A 16,837-nucleotide genomic window follows, 5' to 3' on the forward strand; every position below is an offset into this window, starting at 1 on the left:
GCACTGAATTTTGCCCACATTAGGATATTTTTGCTGTCGTATGTCTGACTTTCAAATATTTTTAGAATCTACTTTTGCTTCTCAACAAGACTCTATTCAATCTTATGAACTAGGCTTACGCAAAGTATGGTTAAAAAAGGCCTCTGAACGTCACGGACTATGGCTGTACACGCCACTGAAATGGCTTGCCAAAATCTTTAATCTGGGTGCGATTACTCCTGTTCCAAACCAAGGTGGCTCTAAGGCTATTCAATGCGAGTTCAAACGCATTCAGCAGCTCAAGGCTTTGGGTATTTCCACTCCAAATGTGTTGGCAGTTTCAAAAAAAGGCATTCTGTTAGAAGATGTTGGCTCACAACGCCAGAGCCCTGTCAGTCAGTTGGATCAAAAACTAGGTAGCCTCAAAGGTCATCCTGAAGCGAGATATGCATTATTTGATCAAGCCATTCAGGCCATCAGTTACATTCATCATCAACAAGGTTATTTAAGCGAAGCTTTTGCGCGCAATATTTTGGTTGATCAACAGAACCAGTTTACCTTTATTGACTTTGAAACCGATCCGAGAGATGTACTCAGTCTGCATGACTGCTTTGTGCGCGACTGGTTATTATTTATTTTTTCAACAGCTTATCACTTTGAATTTGAACAGCTTGAACAGGCCAGCCAGCAGCTTTATCAAGCCTTACTGGCGGAACCACAAGTCTATAAAGACATTTGTAAAGTAGGCAAACGCTTAAACTGGGTACTACGCTTTAATGTCAGCAAAGTCGGCAATGATGGTAAGCGTATCCAGAAATGTGTCCTGTTTCTACGTTATTTGCGCGAACAGGCTGAGACAGCAACCGCAGCGAACTAATGCGTTATACGTCCAATATTATCCGCTTGCCTTGTCTTCATGATGCGCAAGCTTTTTCGGTAATTTGACCAATACCGACAATCCACCCAGCTCAATACTTCTCGATAAGGTCAGTACCCCACCTAAGCGTTGGGTCGCTTTATCGACAATAGACAAACCTAGTCCACTGCCCACTTCTAAATGATGATGCACACGGTAGAAGCGCTTCAAGACCTTGTCATATTGTTCAGGATCGATCCCTGCACCGCTGTCTTCGATCTGGATATAAGCAAAATCATCAGAATCGCTATACACCGAAATATTGATAATACCTTGTTCTGGCGTGTACTTAATCGCATTGTCAATCAGGTTGAAAATAATCGAATGTACCGTCGATTCAAGGCTTTGCATTTCAATTAAATCATTACGTTCAAACCCGAGATCGATTTCTTTTTGCATGGCCAGATTCACCAGTTGCTCCACACAATTTAACGCCACATCATTCAGGCGAAAATTGGTATTTGGTTCAATCAGACTCAGTGCCACATCCTGTTTAGCCAAAGCCAGAAGCTGGGTCACCAGATGTTGAATCCGTGCCAGACCTTTACTCAGGTTCTGCAAAGATTCATGTTCAGGAAGCTGGCTAATCAAGATACGGGTTTGTAGATTCAAGGCAGTAACGGGCGTTCTAAGCTCATGTGCAGCATCGGCGATGAACTGTTTCTGTTCTGTTTGAGCATGCTGAATCCGCTCAAACAAGCGGTTCATTTCTTCAATGGTCGGTAATAATTCTTGTGGATAATCTTTGACATCAATCGGTGATAAGCCATCGGAATCCCGCTGAGTCAGTTCTTCCTTAAATTCATCCAGAGGTTTCAGACTGAGACTGATGATAAACGCCAGTACAATAATCGCCACAGGGAGCAACAGAATATAAGGAATAAACATGCTGCCCGCCAATTCCCATGCAAAAACCTTTCGCACTTGTTCTTGCTGGCTGACCTGAATCTGGTAATCTTTTAAAGGAACCACATAAACACGCCACTTGCCTTGAGACGTCGTCTGGGTATAGAAACCCGCCTGTTTGACGGGTGGAACCAGTAAATGGGTTTGATGCCATAAATGGGTCTGATCTTTATAGGCCCAGATATCAATCAATAAATCTTCTTCATGATAAGTACGGTGCAATTCGACACGACTTGCAACTGGGGTTAACGGCTGAGAGGTAGAATGCTCAGCCATGTATTGCATTTGCGTATCTAAAATTTCATCAACTTCATGCAATGAGATTTTATAAGCCGCCAAAATCAGAAAACAACCTAACACCACGCTAAAGATGGAGGTTCCCCAGATGAGTCTTTTCTTTAGCGAATAATGTTGGCTTTTTTGCATCGTATTATGACTGCCCCAAACGATAACCTAAACCACGAATGGTTCGAATGAAGTCCTTACCCAGTTTGGCCCGCAAGTGATGGACATACACTTCAATGGTATTACTGGTAACTTCGCTGTCGAAATCATACAACTTATCTTCTAAATTTGCTTTAGAGAAAATTTTATTTGGGTGGGATACCATCGGAATCAGAATCGCCCATTCCCGATTAGACAGCTCGATTTGCTGACCTTTGAAGGTTGCTAGATGCTGTTCTACATCCAAGATCAGTTCACCACTTTTTAATAGTTGCGACTGACTTTTCAGTTGCGCTGTTTCAACACTACCACGGCGTAATAAAGCATTGATACGGGCTAACAGCTCATCAAATTCATAGGGTTTAATCAAGTAATCATCCGCACCCTGATTCAAACCATCCACGCGGTTTTGTAGCTGATCTCTGGCTGAAATAATCAGGACAGGCAATGAACTGCGTTGACGTATCTGTTTCAGGATTTGCATCCCATCCATAAGGGGCAGACCTAGATCCAAAAGTACCAGATCAAAAGATTGCTTGGCTAACAAAGCCAATCCATCGACCCCGTTATTGACCCATTCCACGTCAAACTGATGATATCGCAGTAAGGTCAATGTTGACTCTGCAATCATAAAATCATCTTCTATCATCAAGATCTTGGTCATGATTTCATTTCACCTTATGGGTTAGCACATGTTTCTAACATGTCATCTTTAGCATTAATTACTTTGGTTTTTACATCAAGCAAACTTAACAAGGTCGGGAACAAATTATCTTGGCTCAGTTTATTCTTAGTTTGTTGCGCCAGACAGCTCATCTGTTTATGCGCCTGTTGTTGCCATGCGGTTGAGAACCACATCAACATTGGTACATGTGTCTGCTGAGTCGGTGCAATTGCATAAGGCGCACCATGCAGATACATGCCGCTCTCACCTGTCGATTCACCATGATCTGATAAATACCATAAACCTGTTTGATACTGGGTTGTATTTTTCAAGGTTTCGATCAATGAATCTAGAACATAATCGGTATAAAGCAAAGTATTATCATAACTGTTAATCAATGCTTCCTGAGTACATCCCTGAATCGCATTGGTATCGCACGTTGGCTTAAATACACGGAACGCTGGCGGAATACGTTTATAATAGGCAGGGCCATGACTGCCCATTTGATGCAATACGATCAAACGTGGTTGGGTATCATCTTTCGGAATCGTTGCGATATACGCTTTTAGGCTATCAATCAGAATATCATCCAGACATTCACCATCCTTACACCATTTCTGCTGAATCGGCTCAGGAATTTTAAACTGTTCAACACGGTCACATGCGCCCTTGCAACCTGAATTATTATCAATCCATGTCACCTGATAACCTGCACGTTTTGCAATATCGAGCAAACCTTCACGATGACTGGCTAACTGTTCATCATAATCTTCGCGTTGCATACCCGAAAACATACACGGTACTGATACAGCAGTTGCTGTACCACATGAACTGACTTGTGAGAAATTGATAATATTCTGTTTGGCTAATTTCGGATTGGTCTCTTTGGCATAACCATTTAAAGAGAAGTTTTCCGCACGAGCCGTTTCACCCACCACCAAGACCATCAGTTTAGGTAAACCTCTTGCAACCTGAGTACGTTGCGCATCTTCACCATACTTAACTAAAGGTAAATTCTGTTTAGGTGATTTCTTTTTATAATATGAAACTGTCGAGGCAATCATATTTTGAGGCGAAATCATGCCTTTTATATCGCGGTTTTCACGAAAAATGGCTGCAAAATCCACATAGAAAACAAATAATAATCCGCCAACTAAAGCCAGGGAAACCACAGAGGCAACCAGCTTTTTGAACAATTGTCTGATAACTGATTCAGATTTGATTTTGGTCATCAAAATCACAATGATCGGGACTAGAACCATCCCCACCATCCAGATCAACAAACGCCAAGACCACGTATCCCGAGCCTCAGCAAAGTTGGTTTGCATCAAATTTTGAATCTGATCTGAAGTAATCCAGACGCCCAGGGTATCTACAGCATAAGCAGCAAAACCACCAATAAAAACCAAAGCGATAGCAAGTGGTTTTGCAGTCCATTTCCAACTCAATAGCTGGAAAATAAAAGCATATAAAGCAGTAATCACACCAACAGAAGCTGCTACAAAAAGTCCCGCCTTAATCCCTGTATATGGTGTTAAGGCCAACATCTTTTCATAAAATGCGATGTTCAGGAAAACACCTAGCCAGATTGCAAGTAATATATTAAAAGTAAGTAATGAAATCGGCTTGGTTTTGAGTCTTTGCAGCAACATAGGCATCTTGTTCTAAAAATAAATTTCTTAGTGTTGTAAAGATAAAAATAAAAACTTAAAAATGACTTAAATAATAGAATGTCCTGAGGAAAGCTCACCTCATCGTCTTATTTTATTTAGTTAATTTAAAAATAAAAAGTCGAGGTTAATGTAAACCTCGACTCATTAAAACATAAACCGTTGAAAAATTAGAAGCTATATTTAGCCATTAGACCAACGCGGTTATCTTTATAAGACTGACCAGCAAACGTTTCACGCTTACCATTGACATATTCGACACCTAAATCAATTGGTTTAGCTGGTGTATAAATAAAGTTGATCCACGCTTGTTGAACTTTTTCATTTGCAGAAGTATTTAATTTTGCAAAGTCAGTACCGTCATCAGCGAATTGAGCACCATATGCTAGAGTAGAACGTAAGTTAGGTAGAACCTTATACGTTCCGCCCACTTGTACTGCTACAAATTCATTTTGCTCGATAGAATTCCCATCTACTGCGTAAGGCGTGTTACTGCCATATAAATAACTATTATCACCAACAACATATGATGCATCAGCAAAAAGTTTTAAAGGATCAGATACTTTAAAATCAGTACCAACAGCCACGCCCCAACCAGTTTTATCATCATTAGCAAGCTGTGATTTATACTTTTCGACTAGAACACGCGCTGAAGCTGAACCTTTACCTTCTGCATAGCCTTGAGTAATTTTAGCCGTTAATGCAGGTAGGCTATATTTAATACTATCACCTGTTTGCGAAGTAGTACTATCACCTTTTTCAGCAGAAACAAATAGTTGCGTAGTCGGACCTAACTTGTAGTTATAGCGTACTTGCGGAACACGTTTAGTACCACCACCAATGTTTGTCGAGAAGTCGATCATTTCTGGTGCATGATTAGACAAGAAGTTTGAAGTTGTTTGACCAAATAACCAGTTGTTATATGTTAAATAAGCATGACGAATACGTAATCCATCATTCGTACCCGCAAAGTCAACTTCGATTTTACCACCTACTTTGTCGTCTCCTACAGGCGTATTAAAATCTAAACCAAGGCGTGTCGTTTTAGCAGTCGCACGTAATTTATCATGCGTTTTGCCGTCTGACTTACTTACATCACCAAAGTCGTTATCTGCACCTTCGATAATGTAGTTAGCATCACCACGAACGAAACCATATAGGTTCACATCAGCGCCAGTTTTAGATTTAAATCCTGCTAACGGTGAAACTGGTGCAGCAACTGGTTGCGCCTTAACTTCAGCGAGTTGAACTTGCTGTTGTTGCTGTACTTGCTGTTGTTGTTGCTGTACTTGGCTTTGTTGTTGAATTAAAGCTTTTAAAGCCTCAACTTCTTTACGAAGCTGTTGAATTTCCGCTTTGTCGGAAGTCGCAGCATGTGCCCCACTCATCATTAAAGCTGTAACTGTAAGAGCTAAACTTTTAACAACTAAAGATTTACGATTAAGGAATAGATCCATCAAAAACTCCAAAAAATATATTTTATGTTGCCTATCCATGCCAAGTTGATTTACGCCATTAAATTAAGGGGCTAAAAAATCAACTCTCCTCCACTTTGGTTACATTAATTTTATTACCGCAACCAAAACCAATTTCAACGTTATGCAAGACCAAAACCCAATAACCAAAGACATAAAAACATACTTTGACTTACAGATTTTTACCTTAACTTCATGTTGTAACGAATCCTACACAACTCTCTTATCTTATAGAATGATTAAATCGTTATTTCATTATTCTTTTTTAGACTTTAGGCTAATATCCAATCGACTTGAACATTTTTCTACCCATTTTAATTGATTCACATGATTTTTCTTGTTAACACAATCCATTTTTACTCCAGTTAGCTTCCATTTGCTACCCAAACAAGATGGCACAATTAATAGAGCAGTTAAATAGCTAAAAACATACATTTTTAAAAACATAGACAAAGGTAGTAGATAATGACTAGATCACTCCTCAATCGATATTAAATTTCTTTATTTCATTTAGTTAACATTATTTTTCTTGTAATTTTGCATGTTTCCAGAGAGAAATAGGGAGCAAAGTAACCGTGCCAATAATGACAATAGCGATCAAATAATGGAAATAACCGAACACATCTCCAATCATTCCACTGACTAAATACAGCAAGCCACTGACAGTCGCCATGATCGAGACCTGAAAAGTGAAATCGGTTGCTGCAAATTGCTTACGACTATATTGCATCACCAGTGTCAACATCACCACCAAAAGCATGGCAGAGCAAGCATCTTCAAATGCATTGACAGTGTATAACCAGATCGGTGCAATTTGAGTTTGGGATTCATAAGCGTGAGCAATCACAGCATAAGCGATCAAACTGGTTATTTTTAAAATAGAGAAAACAATCAAACTCGCTGTTCTGGAAAAATGTTTGAGCAACAATCCAGCAATCCCCGCGCCTACAAGCGCTGCGACCGCACCAAGCATGGTGATGTAGACGCCTATCTGGGTGAAGTTCAATCCCATATCTACCATCAATGGCTTTAATAAAGGGCCTGAAAGTCCGTCTGTAACTTTGAAACTGATCAAGACCAGTAACCATGCTTTTAATTCTTTTGTGGATTGAAAATAATTTAAATAGGCCTTAATTGCCTGCATCAATGGAACAGAAGATGTCTGCGTTCTTGTAGTTAAGTTTGCATGAATAGGCTCACGATAGAGCAACACAGGTAAAGTATTGATAAACACCAACAAGGCCAAAGCCAGAAAGGTTTTTTGCCACTGTAACCAGTCCAGACACCAGAGCACTGCCCCGCCACCCACAATAAAACCTAAGCGTGAACCAATCACCTGAAAAGTATTGCCCCAATGCTGCTGATCTGTTTTGAGCAAATTGACCGCCAAGCCATCGGTTGCGATGTCTTGGGTTGCGCCAGTGAAGTTCATTAAGAAAAGTAAGACAAAGAAAATCAACAGATAACTGGGTTGATCCAGTGCCTGAATCGGGAAAAAGGATAAAATAATCAGAATGATTACACTGAATAATTGTGTGGGAATAATCCAGCTACGGTAGTGGCCTAATCGAGATAATGCCAAACGATCAACATAGGCAGCCCAAAAAATCTTAATCGACCACGGCAACATCAGTAAACCAAAGCCGCCAATATGTGCCAACGATACGCCTTGCGCTCTCAGAATGACAGGCAAAGCATGAGTCATAAACCCCACGGGTAAGCCCTGTGCCCAATACAAAGAAAACAATAAAATGTAAACCTGTCGAAGATTAGGCATTTTGAGTTTCCAGAGCGAGGCAATAACGGGCCTTAAGTATCCAATCCTTTCATTCTTCTGGCAATAAAATCTTATTTTTTGCCAATGCAGTCGCTGTCATCAGCGTTTAACATGAATAGAGTTGTCATTATTTATATTCATGTATGCCACAACATTTTCCAGATTTACCTCCACTGGTTCCACAACGTGGAACAGCCTATAGCCGTGCATTGTGTAAAAAACTGTTCCTTGCACAAGGCTGGACTGTAGTAGGAGAAATTCCTAACTTACCTAAAGCGGTGGCTATCATTTCTCCACATACCTCAAATATTGACGGCTGGTATGGCTTTCTGGCGATTGGTGGGTTGGGATTGAAAATTACAGTACTGGGTAAAGATACCTTATTCAAGCCCCCGCTCCAGCCGCTCTTAAACTGGGCGGGACTGATTCCCGTTCGTCGTGACAGTGCGCATGGCTTGACGGAACAAGTAGTTGCCACCATTCAACAGCACGAAAAAATCTGGGTCGGTATGGCGCCTGAAGGGACACGTAAAAAAGCCGAAAAAATGAAAAGTGGTTTTTATCACATTGCACATGCAGCAGGCATTCCAATCGTAATGTTTGCTTTTGATTATGACCATAAAACCATTTATTGTTTGGGGGCATTTACTCCGACTGGTCATTATCAGCAAGACCTTGATCAGATCATGCAACGTTACGTTGGGCACTTCTCGCCGAAAAATCCAGATTGGCTGGCTGAACCCTTACAAAAACTTGTGAAAAAAAACTAGAAAATTAAGGGCAAATCTGCTCTGATGTGCGCATCTTTTTTGTACATTTTATCTGCATTTGTTATGAACATTGCTCGACTGTCTTGCTTGGCTGTTTTTGGTCTTGCTTTATTTGGTTGTGATCAAATCACAAAGAAAACACCGCCTACATCAGCAATTCAAGCCCGTGAACCTGTGGTTGCCATTGCATTAGGTGGCGGTGGTGCCAAAGGCTTTGCACACATTGGTGTCATTAAGGTTTTAGAATCACATGGCATCAAACCTAAAATCGTGACTGGCACCAGTGCAGGTAGCTTTGTCGGTAGTATTTATGCCAGCGGTCAAACACCTTATCAAATACAAAACCTTGCTTTAAAACTGCAAGAATCTGATTTGCGTGATCTCACCATTAATAGTCAAGGCATTATTCTCGGTCAGAAATTACAGAATTATGTAAATAGCCAAGTCGGCAATAAACCGATTGAGCAATTCCCGATTCGTTTTGCTGCAGTCGCCACCCGTTTAGACAGTGGCAAAAAAGCCGAGTTTATTAAAGGCAATGCTGGTCAGGCAGTACGTGCATCTTGCAGTATTCCCAATGTGTTTGTGCCTGCGGTTATCGGCAAGACCAAATATGTGGATGGTGGTTTAGTCAGCCCAATTCCTGTAAAAACCGCAAAGGATATGGGTGCTGATATTGTAATTGCCGTGGATATTTCTGCACGTCCCGTCGGTGGTAAGCCTCTCAGCATGTGGGGCTTATTAGACCAGACCATCAATATCATGGGCCAACAAAGTATTAATGAAGAACTGAATCAGGCAACGATTGTGATTCAACCGAAAGTGGGTCATCTGGGCGTGCTTGACCTTAAATCGAGTAATGAAGCTATTTTAGAAGGTGAAAAGGCAGCTCAAGCCAAGATTACGGCGATTCAAAATGCGATTACCGCATTTAAAAAATCTCCTGCTGCCTTAAAACCAGCACCACGACCAAAATTCTAAAACCCCACCTAAAAGGCTGTTGAAAGCTATTAAACTTGCAATATGTGCAAGATATTTAATCATCAACAGCCGCAATGCCTAAAAAAACAATCTTTTCATATTCATAAAGATAATCATCTGTTACAGTGCTAAGGTGAATATTTTTTCACCTCTACTCCGTTTAGTTATGCGAGCAAATCTATGGAATTTGTAGTTGAACCTTGGCACTGGTTTGTATTAGGGATTTTACTGATTCTTTCAGAATTGATTTTGCCTGCTTTTGCTGCATTGTGGTTTGGCATAGCAGCAGTCATGGTGTGTATTTTACTGTGGCTTTTCCCGATGATGGGTTTTACCACCCAAGTGATTACTTGGGGTATTTTATCTATTTTATGTACGATTCTTTGGTTCAAATTTATCAAACCGCTTTCGATTGATAAAACCAAAGCAGGTCTCCCTCGCGAAGCAACCATTGGTCAAGTTGGTATGGTGATCCAGACTGGTCTTGAACATGGACAAATTATTGTGCGCTTTCCGATACCTGTTTTAGGTTCTGATGAATGGCATTGCCGTTGTACTAATCCAGTACAGGTCGGTGATCGTGTTCGAGTGGTTGATATTTTGGGTAATGATTTAGTCGTTCAACCTCATACGTCATAAACACAAAGAGGGTTTCTAATGTCTGTCGGTACGATTGTTGTTTTAGCTTTTTTAGCTTTTATCGGTATAACCATTTTTAAAGGGGTTCGTATTGTTCCTCAAGGTTATAAATGGATTGTGCAACGTTTAGGTAAATACCATACCACGTTGAGTCCAGGTCTAAACTTCGTGATTCCTTATGTGGACGAAGTGGCTTATAAAATTACCACCAAAGATATTGTTTTGGATATTCCTTCACAAGAAGTAATTACCCGTGACAATGCTGTGTTGGTGATGAATGCCGTAGCGTATATCAATCTTACTACACCAGAAAAGGCGGTGTACGGGATTGAGAATTATACTTGGGCAATTCAAAATCTTGTTCAGACTTCACTTCGTTCTATCGTGGGTGAAATGGATCTGGATGATGCGCTTTCTTCTCGTGACCACATCAAGGCGAAATTAAAAGCTGCCATTTCTGATGATATTTCAGATTGGGGCATTACCCTGAAAACTGTTGAAATTCAGGATATTCAACCTTCACATACCATGCAGGCTGCTATGGAAGCGCAAGCAGCTGCTGAACGTCAACGTCGTGCGACTGTAACCAAAGCTGATGGTGAAAAACAGGCGGCAATTCTGGAAGCAGATGGTCGTCTGGAAGCATCTCGTCGTGATGCAGAAGCACAGGTTGTTCTTGCCGAGTCTTCACAACGTGCCATTGAAATGGTGACAAGTGCGGTAGGTGATAAAGAGATTCCTGTGGCTTATTTACTCGGTGAACAATACGTTAAAGCAATGCAGGATTTATCTAAATCTGGCAATGCAAAAACAGTGGTTCTCCCTGCCGATGTACTCAATGCCATTCGTGGAATTATGGGCAAACACTAAACCCACTTTCCAATAAGAATAAAGCAGCGTTTTTTCGCTGCTTTATTTTTTTAAGCTTCCTCGATTAGCTTTCGGGTCTTAACTGGAAGTTTCTTGATAATGAGATCATAGGAGTCCTGAATGAGATCCTGTACCAGATCAGGCGTGATCTCTGGACTACTGGCAATCGAAATCCAGTGTTTCTTATTCATGTGATAGCCCGCTGAAATTGAAGAATAGAGTTCCTGATATTCCAGACTTTTCTCAGGCTTACATTTCACCGTTACAACCAGTTTTCCTGCATTAAAACCAATATACATAAACATTTTATCGAAGACTTTGAACACCTCAAAATCAGGGCCAAAAGGTTGCGACTGGATTGAAAATGCCAGATTTTGTGCATATTGCAGGGCGCATTGTTCGAGCTGGTTCTGATTCATGACATCATCCCTTTTACGCGATCTTCATCATTGTTTTGCTTTATTCTAAAACTGTTTTTAAATCATGATTATCTATATTCTCTAAAAATAAAGACCATACAAGATGGTCTTTTATAACATTAATTATCTAAGAAAAACTGTCTGGCTTTTAACTTTTACGTGCCAGCAAGAACTTTGAAATGTCGACGAGTTCTTTAGCATCTTCACCAAAATACGCTAAGGCTTCAAAGGCTTGATCATGCAGGCTTTGCGCATAAGCTTGCGCCTGTTGCAGTCCCATTAAGGCAGGATAGGTCGACTTCTGCACTTGCTCATCTTTACCCGCTGTTTTGCCCAAAGTTTCTGTGCTGGCGGTAATATCCAGAATGTCATCTTGCACCTGAAAAGCCAAACCAATGCTTTGACCAAATTGACGTAATTTAGGAATCGCCTGATCCGTGCCAGTAAAGATGGTTACAGCCCCCATCATGATCGCCGCTTGAATCAATGCACCCGTTTTATTACGGTGAATATTTTCCAATTCTGCCTGATCAACTTGCTTACCCGCACCTTCAGCTTGTAAATCAAGAACTTGTCCGCACACCATTTTTGAACTGGCGGTTGCTAAGATTTGTACCTGCTTCAACACAATCGCAGCCTCACTCCCCTGTCCTTGTTCGTCGAATAAACGACTTCCCAAGATTTCAAAGGCCATCGACTGTAAAATATCACCAGCCAGCAATGCTGTATCTTCACCAAAGGCCACATGGCAAGTCGGCTGTCCACGACGCAGTAAATCATTGTCCATACAAGGCAAATCATCATGGGCCAATGAATAACAATGGATCAGTTCAACCGCAACTGCTGCACGGCGGGCTGCTGCAAAATTTTGATTCGGTTGTAATGAAGCTGCTGCATAACATAATGCTGGACGAACACGCTTTCCACCGAGCATAACCGCATGATGAACAGCTGCTTTTAAAGGTTCTGGAATAGAAAATGCAGCCAATGCTGTCAATAAATCCTGTTGAATACGTTGTTGAGCTTGTTTTAAAACATCCGCATTAACTTGAGAAATAGATGACACAATTGCCTCGGGAAATCTTAATGGAAGGAAAATGACAAAACTTGCCAGAATGGCGACATCATAACACTATTTATTTGAAGAAATTGCATTTGTATTTTTAATCCATTCCAAATAATAAAGCCTTCAAATGAAGGCTTTATCGCATCATTCCAAGCAATGCTTAGAAAGTATCCCCAGGTACACGTACCCAGCCTTCCATCAATACACGTGCGCTACGGCTCATAATGGCTTTTTTCACGGACCATTTGCCATCAATCAATTCAGCTTGAGCGCCCACACGCAATGTGCCCGATGGATGTCCAAAACGAATGGCCTCACGTTCGCCGCCCCCAGCAGCCAAATTCACAAGCGTCCCCGGAATTGCTGCCGCAGTACCAATTGCCACAGCAGCGGTTCCCATCATAGCATGATGTAACTTGCCCATCGACAAGGCACGAACCAATAAATCCACATCACTGCTCTCAACCGATTTACCACTCGATGAGGTATAAGTTTTTGGTTTGGATACAAAAGCAATTTTAGGCGTATGTTGACGTGCTGCTGCTTCTGAAAAGTCTTTGATCAAGCCCATGTGTACCGCGCCATACGCACGGATTTTCTCAAAACGTGCTAAAGCAGCCGCATCGCTGTTAATGTGCTCTTGTAATTCTGTCCCTTGATAACCGATGTCTTCGGCATTCAGGAAAATCGTTGGAATCCCTGCATTAATAAATGTCGCCTCAAAAGTACCAACCTCCGGAACAACCAATTGATCCACAATATTTCCTGTCGGGAACATATCACCGCCTTCTTCACCATCATCAGCAGGATCTAAGAATTCAATCTGAACTTCCGCTGCGGGAAAGGTCACTCCATCTAGCTCAAAATCACCTGTTTCCTGAACTTGACCGTTAGTCACAGGGACATGTGCAATAATAGTTTTTTGAATATTCTTCTGCCAGATTCGTACTGTACAAATTCCATTTTCAGGAATACGTTCAGCGTCAACCAATCCATTTGAAATCGCAAATGATCCTACAGCTGCGGTTAGATTTCCGCAGTTGCCGCTCCAATCAACAAATGGTTGATCAATCGATACTTGTCCAAATAAATAATCTACATCATGTTCTGGTTCTGAACTTTTAGCCAGAATTACAGTTTTACTGGTACTTGAGGTTGCGCCGCCCATTCCGTCAATCTGCTTACCGTAAGGATCTGGGCTTCCAATCACGCGTAAAAGAAGTTGATCACGTGCCTTGCCTGCTACTTGTGCCGCTCCGGGTAAATCATCCAGTTTGAAAAATACCCCTTTACTTGTGCCACCACGCATATAGGTTGCAGCAACTTTAATTTGCGGTACTGAGCTCATGTCAATTCTTCCTTTTATCATGTTCTTGGTGCAGCGGGTTATTCGTCTAAAGCTACTGCACGGCAGTCAAAAATACCATACGACCAATGGTGCCTGAGTTAGTCGTCATGCATAAAATCTGTGCATTATATTGAGTATTTTTCATCACTTACACAATGGCAAAAATGCGAATCCATCCGTCGGGAAAAACAAGAATATGATTTAGCTGTACAAATATAAAGCAAATTTCATTTAAATATTCACTTAAATATAGGATTTTAAATAACTTTTAAAAACAACTTTTCAGTCATGGCAATGCTGTACTTTTACTAGGCGAAAATCGATCAATCTATTAGAATAATCCAGTTAATTCCTCGTCGAGCTCAGTCCTTTGAACAACGATTCTTCTCAACTTCAGCGTGGACTAAAAAACCGCCATATCCAACTCATCGCGATGGGTGGAGCTATTGGTACGGGCTTATTTTTAGGTTCTGCGCAAATTATCCAGTCTGCTGGACCATCTATTATTTTGGGGTATGCGATTGGCGGCTTGATTGTTTTTCTAATCATGCGTCATTTAGGTGAAATGATTGTTGAAGAACCTGTTGCAGGTTCATTTAGCCATTTTGCTTATAAGTATTGGGGTAAATTTCCAGGCTTTATAACGGGTTGGAACTATTGGGTGCTCTACATCCTTGTGGCAATGACTGAGCTAACGGCAGTAGGTAAATATATTAATTACTGGTGGCCGCAAATTCCCGCTTGGCAGTCTGTATTATTCTTCTTTGTCGTGATTACGGCAGTCAACCTGACCAATGTTAAATTCTATGGTGAATCAGAGTTCTGGTTAGCGATCATCAAGGTGACGGCTGTAGTTGCCATGATCTTGTTTGGTTTATTCCTTCTCTTCACTGCTGATGCAAACTCAACCGCTTCATTTAGCAACCTTTGGTCACAGGGCGGCTTTTTTCCGCATGGCTTTGAAGGCTTGTTCTATATGCTGGCTTTCTTGATGTTTGCCTTTGGCGGAATTGAGCTGATTGGTATGGCCGCAGCAGAAGCCAAGGATCCGAAGACCACCATTCCTAAAGCGATTAACCAAGTGGTCATTCGTATTTTGGTGTTCTATGTCGGTTCGCTTGCCATTCTCTTATCACTTGTCCCTTGGAACCAGCTCGATCTTGGCGGCTTGGATAAAAGTCCATTCGTGATGATTTTCAGTCAAATGGGAATTGGTTGGGCAGCACATTTACTGAACTTTATTATCCTGACAGCGGCATTATCTGTATATAACAGCGGTATGTATGCCAATAGTCGTATGGTATTTGGTTTAGCTCAACAAGGTAATGCGCCGAAAATCTTTACAAAAACCAATAAGCAAGGTGTCCCTGTTCCAGCGGTACTGCTCTCTGCATTCCTGATCTTTGGCTGTGTGTTACTCAACTATTTTGTACCAGAAGATGCCTTAGGTCATTTGATGTATGTTGTTGTTGGCGCGCTGGTTTTAAACTGGGCCATGATCAGCTTGACGCATTTAAAATATCGTCAACATATCAAATCAGCGCAAATCAAAACATCATACCCAGCGTTATGGTCTCCATTTAGTAACTATCTGGTTTTGGCATTTATTGGCGTTGTGCTATATATCATGTGGCAGCAAGGCTTTAAAGAATCAGTGCTTATGATTCCGATCTGGATCGTCGCCATGTTTATTTTTTATAAGTTTTTAAATCGTAAAACTGAGAATTAACAGTTGATCGGTTTCCTCAAAAAGTGATTGCTTCTGCAATCACTTTTTTGTTTATAATCATAAAATTATGCGCTCATAGCTTAACTGGATAGAGCAGTTGCCTCCTAAGCGACCGACGTGGGTTCGAGTCCCGCTGAGCGCATAGCCTTTTTAATTAATCTTGCCTTCCACAAGCTGCTGGTTAAGTAAGGTTTTTGCCTGAGTTTGCAGTTGTTCTGCTTTTATGGTTTTTCCAGCGACTGACTTTGCCTGATCATTAAAATAACTAAAATGAGATTTCTCATTTTTTCCTGCAAATTTTAATGCCACGATTTGATTCTGGTTAAATGCATTCGCCCATGCATCTCTGACTGCGCTCCAGTAAGTCGCATTCTTCTTCCAGTAATCATAAGCAGCCTTGAAATCATAGCCTTCAACTTTGTTGTACTGGTTAACCCCTAGCTCACGAGCAAGTGCTGTATTGGTTTTGGTATCAAATTTAATATTGTCTTGCTCATGCACCCAGCCTGTTGCAGTGAAGGCATGGCGATTGATCCCAATAATCACATCATAATCATTACGCGTGGTATGCTCACGGCGTGGTAACGGGCGATAGGTTTCATTCGATACCCACTCCACTGCACCATTGTCTTTAGTCCACGCACCCAAGCCTGCATAACGAGGGGAATCATCGACTTGCCATACCGTTTGCAGCCATTTGCCTTTGCTCTGCTCTGGCTTTAAATCAATACTTTTCCAGCGATAATCCCCAATATAACTCCACATCTTGGTCGGTTCATATTCCCAGTCCTGACGCCAGTGCTTCACCACGTGCCCCTCTGCAACCAGAATATGCTGTAACGACACTTTATTCGGGGTATTTTCTAAAACCACAACAGTTTCATAACCACTCGATAAGTCATCTTTTTTAACTTTATAGTCTGGTTTGAGTGAATAAAGCTCTTCAAAGCGAAAATCTACTTTGTATTCCCCTGCCATTTTCAGGATGGCCTGACGCGCTTGTTCTTGTGTCAGATTTTCATGCAAAGATTGCTGTTGTAAAGCATCCGCCAATTTTACTGGCTGTTGTGCAGCATTCACACTACTGATCCCCATCATCAGTGCAGTTACAAAAACATAAGACAACTTAAGCTTCATATAAAAAATCTCAACTCGACGCTAAATTACTGAATCAATTAAATAAA

16 protein-coding genes and 1 tRNA gene are annotated in these 16,837 nt (G+C 41.2%); 7 read left to right on the forward strand and 10 right to left on the reverse strand.

Features of this window, described 5'->3' with window-relative positions; translation table 11 throughout:
* Nucleotides 1-40: 40 nt before the first annotated feature.
* Nucleotides 41-856: a serine/threonine protein kinase gene (locus tag PJ15_RS08115; protein ID WP_047429634.1), complete on the forward strand. Its 816-nt coding sequence runs from the start codon at nucleotides 41-43 to the stop codon at nucleotides 854-856.
* An 18-nt stretch (nucleotides 857-874) separates the two neighbouring features.
* Here the strand turns inward: PJ15_RS08115 and PJ15_RS08120 are convergent, their stop codons facing one another.
* From PJ15_RS08120 to PJ15_RS08145, 6 genes are all read right to left on the reverse strand, one after another.
* Nucleotides 875-2,227 carry an ATP-binding protein gene (locus tag PJ15_RS08120; RefSeq protein WP_047429635.1) on the reverse strand — a complete coding sequence of 451 codons (1,353 nt, stop codon included), beginning with the start codon at nucleotides 2,225-2,227 and terminating at the stop codon, nucleotides 875-877.
* 4 nt (nucleotides 2,228-2,231) lie between these two features.
* Nucleotides 2,232-2,909 carry a DNA-binding response regulator PmrA gene (locus PJ15_RS08125; RefSeq protein WP_047429639.1) on the reverse strand — a complete coding sequence of 226 codons (678 nt, stop codon included), beginning with the start codon at nucleotides 2,907-2,909 and terminating at the stop codon, nucleotides 2,232-2,234.
* A gap of 14 nt (nucleotides 2,910-2,923) precedes the next feature.
* The gene (locus tag PJ15_RS08130; protein ID WP_047429642.1) at nucleotides 2,924-4,561 is read right to left on the reverse strand and encodes a phosphoethanolamine transferase; all 1,638 of its coding nucleotides are present in this window, start codon (nucleotides 4,559-4,561) and stop codon (nucleotides 2,924-2,926) included.
* Nucleotides 4,562-4,749: 188 nt separating this feature from the next.
* On the reverse strand, nucleotides 4,750-6,036 hold the full coding sequence (locus tag PJ15_RS08135; protein ID WP_047429647.1) for a DcaP family trimeric outer membrane transporter: 1,287 nt from the start codon (nucleotides 6,034-6,036) through the stop codon (nucleotides 4,750-4,752).
* A 273-nt stretch (nucleotides 6,037-6,309) separates the two neighbouring features.
* Nucleotides 6,310-6,501: a hypothetical protein gene (locus PJ15_RS08140; RefSeq protein WP_047429650.1), complete on the reverse strand. Its 192-nt coding sequence runs from the start codon at nucleotides 6,499-6,501 to the stop codon at nucleotides 6,310-6,312.
* 73 nt (nucleotides 6,502-6,574) lie between these two features.
* A complete protein-coding gene (locus tag PJ15_RS08145; RefSeq protein WP_047429653.1) occupies nucleotides 6,575-7,831 on the reverse strand; it encodes an MFS transporter in 1,257 nt (418 codons plus the stop codon).
* A gap of 143 nt (nucleotides 7,832-7,974) precedes the next feature.
* On the opposite strand from PJ15_RS08145, the gene PJ15_RS08150 reads away from it, so the two are divergent.
* The 4 genes from PJ15_RS08150 (at nucleotide 7,975) to PJ15_RS08165 (ending at nucleotide 11,091) form a co-directional block, all read left to right on the forward strand.
* A complete protein-coding gene (locus PJ15_RS08150) occupies nucleotides 7,975-8,601 on the forward strand; it encodes a lysophospholipid acyltransferase family protein (protein WP_047429656.1) in 627 nt (208 codons plus the stop codon).
* Nucleotides 8,602-8,664: 63 nt separating this feature from the next.
* Complete coding sequence (locus PJ15_RS08155) at nucleotides 8,665-9,582, forward strand: patatin-like phospholipase family protein (protein WP_047429658.1); 918 nt, start codon at nucleotides 8,665-8,667, stop codon at nucleotides 9,580-9,582.
* A 180-nt stretch (nucleotides 9,583-9,762) separates the two neighbouring features.
* Nucleotides 9,763-10,221: an NfeD family protein gene (locus PJ15_RS08160; protein WP_004775269.1), complete on the forward strand. Its 459-nt coding sequence runs from the start codon at nucleotides 9,763-9,765 to the stop codon at nucleotides 10,219-10,221.
* 18 nt (nucleotides 10,222-10,239) lie between these two features.
* Nucleotides 10,240-11,091, forward strand: coding sequence for an SPFH domain-containing protein (locus tag PJ15_RS08165; protein ID WP_047429660.1), 852 nt, complete (start codon nucleotides 10,240-10,242; stop codon nucleotides 11,089-11,091).
* Between the two features lie 50 nt (nucleotides 11,092-11,141).
* Here the strand turns inward: PJ15_RS08165 and PJ15_RS08170 are convergent, their stop codons facing one another.
* From PJ15_RS08170 to prpF, 3 genes are all read right to left on the reverse strand, one after another.
* A complete protein-coding gene (locus PJ15_RS08170; protein WP_047429663.1) occupies nucleotides 11,142-11,510 on the reverse strand; it encodes an MmcQ/YjbR family DNA-binding protein in 369 nt (122 codons plus the stop codon).
* A 148-nt stretch (nucleotides 11,511-11,658) separates the two neighbouring features.
* Nucleotides 11,659-12,576, reverse strand: a complete 918-nt coding sequence (locus tag PJ15_RS08175) for a polyprenyl synthetase family protein (RefSeq protein WP_047429673.1) — start codon at nucleotides 12,574-12,576, stop codon at nucleotides 11,659-11,661.
* A gap of 160 nt (nucleotides 12,577-12,736) precedes the next feature.
* Nucleotides 12,737-13,924 (reverse strand): 2-methylaconitate cis-trans isomerase PrpF, encoded by a 1,188-nt coding sequence (gene prpF, locus PJ15_RS08180; RefSeq protein WP_047429675.1) that lies wholly within the window; start codon nucleotides 13,922-13,924, stop codon nucleotides 12,737-12,739.
* A gap of 370 nt (nucleotides 13,925-14,294) precedes the next feature.
* Between prpF and PJ15_RS08185 the strand changes: the two genes are divergently transcribed.
* Nucleotides 14,295-15,653 (forward strand): amino acid permease, encoded by a 1,359-nt coding sequence (locus PJ15_RS08185; RefSeq protein ID WP_047429678.1) that lies wholly within the window; start codon nucleotides 14,295-14,297, stop codon nucleotides 15,651-15,653.
* A gap of 69 nt (nucleotides 15,654-15,722) precedes the next feature.
* Nucleotides 15,723-15,795: transfer RNA gene (locus tag PJ15_RS08190), tRNA-Arg, on the forward strand.
* 8 nt (nucleotides 15,796-15,803) lie between these two features.
* On the opposite strand, the gene PJ15_RS08195 is transcribed toward PJ15_RS08190, so the two are convergent.
* Nucleotides 15,804-16,790 (reverse strand): DUF6607 family protein, encoded by a 987-nt coding sequence (locus PJ15_RS08195; RefSeq protein ID WP_047429681.1) that lies wholly within the window; start codon nucleotides 16,788-16,790, stop codon nucleotides 15,804-15,806.
* Between the last annotated feature and the right edge of the window lie 47 nt (nucleotides 16,791-16,837).

It is taken from the genome of Acinetobacter sp. neg1 (genome assembly GCF_000788125.1).
Taxonomy (GTDB): Bacteria; Pseudomonadota; Gammaproteobacteria; order Pseudomonadales; family Moraxellaceae; genus Acinetobacter; species Acinetobacter vivianii.

Coding starts and splice junctions, on each gene's coding strand:
- PJ15_RS08115 (WP_047429634.1), top strand. CDS start 41: ATGTCTGACTTTCAAATATTTTTAGAATCTACTTTTGCTTCTCAACAA.
- PJ15_RS08120 (WP_047429635.1), bottom strand. CDS start 2,227: ATGCAAAAAAGCCAACATTATTCGCTAAAGAAAAGACTCATCTGGGGA.
- PJ15_RS08125 (WP_047429639.1), bottom strand. CDS start 2,909: ATGACCAAGATCTTGATGATAGAAGATGATTTTATGATTGCAGAGTCA.
- PJ15_RS08130 (WP_047429642.1), bottom strand. CDS start 4,561: ATGTTGCTGCAAAGACTCAAAACCAAGCCGATTTCATTACTTACTTTT.
- PJ15_RS08135 (WP_047429647.1), bottom strand. CDS start 6,036: ATGGATCTATTCCTTAATCGTAAATCTTTAGTTGTTAAAAGTTTAGCT.
- PJ15_RS08140 (WP_047429650.1), bottom strand. CDS start 6,501: ATGTTTTTAAAAATGTATGTTTTTAGCTATTTAACTGCTCTATTAATT.
- PJ15_RS08145 (WP_047429653.1), bottom strand. CDS start 7,831: ATGCCTAATCTTCGACAGGTTTACATTTTATTGTTTTCTTTGTATTGG.
- PJ15_RS08150 (WP_047429656.1), top strand. CDS start 7,975: ATGCCACAACATTTTCCAGATTTACCTCCACTGGTTCCACAACGTGGA.
- PJ15_RS08155 (WP_047429658.1), top strand. CDS start 8,665: ATGAACATTGCTCGACTGTCTTGCTTGGCTGTTTTTGGTCTTGCTTTA.
- PJ15_RS08160 (WP_004775269.1), top strand. CDS start 9,763: ATGGAATTTGTAGTTGAACCTTGGCACTGGTTTGTATTAGGGATTTTA.
- PJ15_RS08165 (WP_047429660.1), top strand. CDS start 10,240: ATGTCTGTCGGTACGATTGTTGTTTTAGCTTTTTTAGCTTTTATCGGT.
- PJ15_RS08170 (WP_047429663.1), bottom strand. CDS start 11,510: ATGAATCAGAACCAGCTCGAACAATGCGCCCTGCAATATGCACAAAAT.
- prpF (WP_047429675.1), bottom strand. CDS start 13,924: ATGAGCTCAGTACCGCAAATTAAAGTTGCTGCAACCTATATGCGTGGT.
- PJ15_RS08195 (WP_047429681.1), bottom strand. CDS start 16,790: ATGAAGCTTAAGTTGTCTTATGTTTTTGTAACTGCACTGATGATGGGG.